Source organism: Muricoccus roseus (genome assembly GCF_900141905.1).
Lineage (GTDB): Bacteria > Pseudomonadota > Alphaproteobacteria > Acetobacterales > Acetobacteraceae > Roseomonas > Roseomonas rosea.
In genome coordinates, this window is the sequence record NZ_FQZF01000069.1 from 1 (window position 1) to 4,912 (window position 4,912).

The window sequence follows — 4,912 nt, forward strand, 5'->3', positions numbered from 1 at the left end:
CGAGCGCCACGGCGGCCTCGCGCGTCTCGGGGAAGATCGCGCCGCCGCCCGGCCCGTTCACGCCCAGGGCGAAGGGCTTGAAGCCGCTTTCCGTCCGCATGACGGCGGCCAGCGTCTCAATAGCGACAGAGGGGGCGCAGCGGGCGGCGAGCTGCGCGACGACGGCCAGTTCCAGGATCACGCGGCCACCACCGGGCCGCGGGCCGCCTCGCTAGGTGTCGAGCGTGTCCGGCGTCGCCACCCCGTCGCCGGCTGGCAGGGACTTGTTGGGCTGGACCGGCCCGCCCGGCACGGCGCCGTCGAGGAAGGAGCGGAGCTTCGCGAGCTTCGTGCAGTCCGGCTCGTGCAGGGAGATAGGGCCGTGGAAGCCGAGTTCGTCGCGCATGAAGCGGACCAGCCGGTTGAGGTCGCGATAGGCGCGCACGCCGGCACCTCGGAAGAGGCCGATAGCGACGTAGCCTCGCCGCCAGCTCGGAAGCAGGTAGGGGACGTGCTCCACCCCATCCGCCTCGCTGCGACGCGCGACGATGACCACGTTCTCGATCCGCCCCCCAGCCTCCAGGCCGGCGCGGATCTCTGCCTCTTGCAGAAGCCCTCGCAAGTATCCGTTCCCCTGACGGAGGGGGAACTTAGCTGGGAACCCGCCATCCTGCCGAGTGGTAGCTGCCGAACCTCGCACGAGGGTCCGGCCTGCAGCCCCTTGGAGATGGTGGTGCGGAGAACCAAAATTGCTATTTCGCTTCTGCAGTTGGGTCTGTTGTGCCGCAACCCTAGCGAGCATAGCGCAGCAATTGCAACGCAGAAGGAGGAGCAAAACGCCTTCTTACATGACCTATCCGCGTTGGGAACAAAACCGAACTTCTAACTTTGCGGATCCGTAGGTGCGCACGGAGGTGCCGGTCTCGAACATGTTCAGCTGCAAGTCACAACTCGGAGACCGGCATGCTCCGGAACTGCCAATCGCCCGGGCTGCTGCCCTGATCCGCGAATCGGCGCTGCCATCTAGCCTCGAAAGGGGAAGAGGGTGCCCGGACTCGATCAGGTACCGGTCCCTCTCACAGTAGCCCCATCCCGAACAGGACCGGGTCTGGCTTGCTTGCATTGCTGGCATTTTGCTATCAGCTAAGCTGGAGGCGAAGGAAGGTAGGTATGCCCGCCCTCACAGTGAGGAACTTGGACGAGGAGATCGTCCGCCGCTTGCGGGTCCGTGCAGCGGAGCATGGCCGCTCTGCCGAAGCCGAACACCGGGAGATCCTGCGCGCCGTGCTGACGGGACCAGGGCCTGCATCGGCCCGAGAACAAGCGGCCGAGCGGCTGGCTGAGTTCCGGCGCAGAACGGCGGGGCGCGGTTCAGCGGGGACTAGTGAGCTCTTGGAGCAGTCGCGGGCAGGTCGCACCGAGCAACTGGCCCACAGGCCGAAGGGCGACTGAGCTTGGCGCTGGTTGTGGACGCATCCGTGGGGCTGAAGTGGGTCCTCGAGGAGCCCGACAGCCACTTGGCTCAGGCGCTCGCGACAGGAGGTGAAGAGCTCCTCCTTCCTGACTTCTGGCTGGGGGAGGCCACAAATGTCCTCTGGCTGCAGGTACGCAGGCGCGCCCTCACAGCTGAGGAGGCACGGGAAGGGCTGGCACTCCTGCAGGCGCAGGTGGAGCCAACCTCGACGACGGGGCTGGACCTCCACTCCGTCGCGCTCGACATCGGCCTGGCTACCAATCATTCGACCTATGATACGCTCTACCTGGCTTTCGCCATCGCCATGGGAGCCCGGGGCGTCGTGGTGTCGGACGCGCCCTTCGTGCGGGACATGAAGCGGCACCCTGATCCGCTCGTGGCGGGCATGGTGATTCCGCTCTCCAGCTGGGCAGAGGAGCAGGGGCTCACTGGACAGGATGGCTAGACGCGCCTCCTACCTCCTGGAGGCCCGTGCTTCAGGCCTCAGCCGCATGGGGCGGCCGACGGGCGGCTTCCACTCACCCCGCTTTCGGGCGGACCAGGCGTAGCGCGGGTCGCCCTCCAGAAGGTGCAGGTGGTCGCCCAGCCGGTTGCGCTCCATCCAGCCGATCGCGGCCTCCAGCTCCTCCAGCGTCATGCGCGCCCGCGCCTTGTCGCCCGTCACACGCTTCAGGACCGCGTTGTAGCGATGGTAGAGGCCGGGCCCGGCCAGGCCACCCCGCAATCCGCTCGCCCCCGCCTCGTCCTCGACCGCCTGGGCGGCCACCATCTCCCCCAGCCGTGCCCTCAGCCTCCGCTCGACGACTGAGGGCACCTCCAGCAGCTCGCCCTGCGCTTCCTCGTTCTCGGGCCGGTGCATCGCCAGCTCTGGCCCGGGCGCCAGCCGGTCGTAGCGCAGCGCCAACGCGTTGGAGGAGAGCGGGACGATGCCTTCCTTCTCCGCCGGCGGCAGCTTGTCCAGCAGCCAGTCCGGCAGCGCCATCTGCCCGCGGCGGGGCTTCGGCCGGCGCGCCATCGTGCCCTGCTCCGTCTCCATCCTGCGGCGGAACAGGCCAAACAGCGGGTCGTCGGGATGGAAGACGAGCGCCTGCTGCGCCTCGTAGCCCCCGGCATTCGGGTCCACTCGCGTTGCGCGGGCCACCATCTGTTCGAGCCAGGGCCGCGACCGGATGTGGGTCAGCGCCGCCACCACGGCCACCTCGGGCGCGTCCAGCCCCTCATAGGCCATGGCCACTGTCACGAGGATCGAGGGTTCCGGCATCAGCCGGAAGGCGGCGAGCAGCTCGTGGGCGCGCGGCGTGTCCGAGGTCGCGAGCCCCGCTACAACCGCGGCCTGAGCCGTCGGGACCCACTTCCGCACCACCTCCAGGTAGTGGCGCGCCGTCGTCTGATCGGGCGCCACCACCAGCAACTTGCCCAGGCCGCGCGCCGCCTCGCCCGGCACCAGGCCGCGCTCCCGCCGGCGCCGCGCGCGCAGGTCGCGGATCGCGAGGAAGGCTTCGCGCAGCAGCGCCTCCGCGAAGCCGGTGCGCAGCGCGGTGAAGAGGGCAGGGCGCGTCGTCTCGTCGGGGTAGAGGCCGGAGATGCGGTGCGGGCCCAGCTCGTTGCCGTCCTCGTCGCGCCAGCTGGCCTCGCCATCCAGCGCGCCGAAGGTCACGGGCAGCACGGCGCGCTCGGCCAGCGCCTGGGCACGGGAGTAGCCGACCACCGCCCACCCTTCGGCGTCCAGCTCCACCTCGCGCGTGCGCGCCTTCGGGCCGCGGCGGTAGGGCAGCCAGAGGATGCCCCTGCCGTCCGCCCGCTCCAGCGTGCCGGAGAGCAGCAGGCGGACGCGGGCGCATTCCAGCAGGGGCAGGATGGCGCGGGACCAGGCGCTCGCCTGGTCCTCCTCTGTCTCCTGCGCCGCGGCCACAAGATCGATGTCGGCCAGCGCCGGCAGGTGGTGCACCTCGTCCACCACCAGCAGCGTGCGGCGGCGTCGGAACTCCGCCAGGTGCAGGTCCGGGGCGGCCGCGATGCCCTGATAGGTCGTGATGTAGCCGGCCAGGCCACGGCTCGGGTCCGGCGTGTTGTCGGCCGCGCGTACGGAAAGGGAGTGGCCCAGCGCCCGCCGCCAGAGGGGATCGGCGAAGGCCTCCTCGGCCTGCAGGCGCAAGCTGTCGCGCGGCACCACCCAGCAGACCCGCTCCACGATCCCGGCTGCGACGAGGCAGCTGGCGGCAATGACCGGCAGGAGCGACTTACCCCCGCCGGGCGTTACGGCGGCCAGGATGTCGCGTGCCTCCGTCTCGCCGTTGGCGATTGCCTCCACCACCCCGGCGAGGCGTTGCTGGTGGGAGCGGAGCCGGCGGGTCACAGTGGGGGAAGATCAAAACAGAGCACCCCAAGACACTGATTCAGCGTGATTCCTGTGTCTAGGGCTTATAAACCTTGCGCCTTGGCAAGGCGGGGATATATGGATTGTATATCCCAAGAGGTTCACATGACCCGGACCACTCTCTTTCAGAGCAACCGGACGCAGGCCGTACGTCTGCCGAAGGGCGTGGCCTTTCCAGAAAGTGTTAGGGAAGTCTCGATCCTCCGGGACGGCACCCGCCGGGTCATCGTGCCGGCGGATGCTAGTTGGGACGACTTCTTCGGTGCACCCGGGATTGACCTGCCGGACCGCAACCAGCCTCGTGCCGAGGAACGCGAGCGCTTCTGATGCTGCGCTATCTGCTGGACACGAATCTCTGCATCCGTGTTCTGCGAGATCGACCGCAAGGCCTACGAACACGCTTCAACGCCGAGGCCGGCTCACTCTGCATCTCGACCGTGGTTCTGATGGAGTTACTGCACGGTGCGGGCAAGTCGGCCCGCCCGATCGAGAACCGGCGGGAGGTGGAGCGCTTCACGGCGCGGCTGGATGTGCTGGCCTTCGACGCGGACGCAGCAGCGCATGCGGGAGAGATTCGCACAGCGCTGGAGCGCGCCGGGCAGGTTATTGGTGCCTACGATCTGATGATCGCGGGACACGCGCGTAGCCGCGGGCTGGTCGTGGTCACAGGCAACCTCAGCGAGTTCCGCCGCGTGGAGGGACTACGCTGTGAGGACTGGCTGGCGTCAGTGCAGGAAAAGTAGCCGAAAAACAGGCAAGTAGGACGTCTATTTTACATAAGATACATTACGCGACGATGTCGTTGACGTGCACGCGCTAGGTCATGTCCCCACTCGGCTGAGGAACCCCTCGTGGCTGCCCCGTGACGCGTTGTCCCGTGGCATCGCGACGCTCTTGCAACAGCCTGGAGGGCCAGAATGACGGCTCAGCCAAGGCCGGAACGCTGCCTCCGGTTCACGACTGATGGCGCACAGCCTCCACGAACACTTGTTGAGTTTCGCTGAGAACTGACCCGGGGTTTTCATCGAGAACTGACCCGTGCGGGGATATGTCCCGCGGGCTGTGGCCGCGGGTCAAGCAGG

At 68.1% G+C, this 4,912-nt stretch carries 6 protein-coding genes and 1 pseudogene; 4 read left to right on the top strand and 3 right to left on the bottom strand.

The annotated features are described in order from the left end of the window. Positions 1-181, bottom strand: a pseudogene (locus BUB97_RS25220) (transglycosylase SLT domain-containing protein); the annotation flags it as partial. 30 nt (positions 182-211) lie between these two features. Beyond that, on the bottom strand, positions 212-601 hold the full coding sequence (locus BUB97_RS25225) for a hypothetical protein (protein WP_073140672.1): 390 nt from the start codon (positions 599-601) through the stop codon (positions 212-214). Between the two features lie 548 nt (positions 602-1,149). On the opposite strand from BUB97_RS25225, the gene BUB97_RS27540 reads away from it, so the two are divergent. Together BUB97_RS27540 and BUB97_RS25235 are read left to right on the top strand one after the other, a co-directional pair. Further along, entirely contained in the window at positions 1,150-1,431 is a 282-nt protein-coding gene (locus tag BUB97_RS27540) for a FitA-like ribbon-helix-helix domain-containing protein (protein ID WP_073140675.1), read from the top strand. 14 nt (positions 1,432-1,445) lie between these two features. Further along, positions 1,446-1,898, top strand: a complete 453-nt coding sequence (locus BUB97_RS25235; RefSeq protein WP_277614064.1) for a type II toxin-antitoxin system VapC family toxin — start codon at positions 1,446-1,448, stop codon at positions 1,896-1,898. Between the two features lie 9 nt (positions 1,899-1,907). Here BUB97_RS25235 and BUB97_RS25240 read toward each other — a convergent pair whose 3' ends face one another. Beyond that, positions 1,908-3,809 (bottom strand): DEAD/DEAH box helicase, encoded by a 1,902-nt coding sequence (locus BUB97_RS25240; RefSeq protein WP_073140681.1) that lies wholly within the window; start codon positions 3,807-3,809, stop codon positions 1,908-1,910. Positions 3,810-3,935: 126 nt separating this feature from the next. On the opposite strand from BUB97_RS25240, the gene vapB reads away from it, so the two are divergent. Next, positions 3,936-4,157: a type II toxin-antitoxin system VapB family antitoxin gene (vapB, locus tag BUB97_RS25245; RefSeq protein ID WP_073140683.1), complete on the top strand. Its 222-nt coding sequence runs from the start codon at positions 3,936-3,938 to the stop codon at positions 4,155-4,157. Next, positions 4,157-4,573: a type II toxin-antitoxin system tRNA(fMet)-specific endonuclease VapC gene (vapC, locus tag BUB97_RS25250; protein WP_073140686.1), complete on the top strand. Its 417-nt coding sequence runs from the start codon at positions 4,157-4,159 to the stop codon at positions 4,571-4,573. Before vapB ends, vapC begins: the two co-directional genes overlap by 1 nt. The last annotated feature ends 339 nt before the right edge of the window (positions 4,574-4,912 follow it).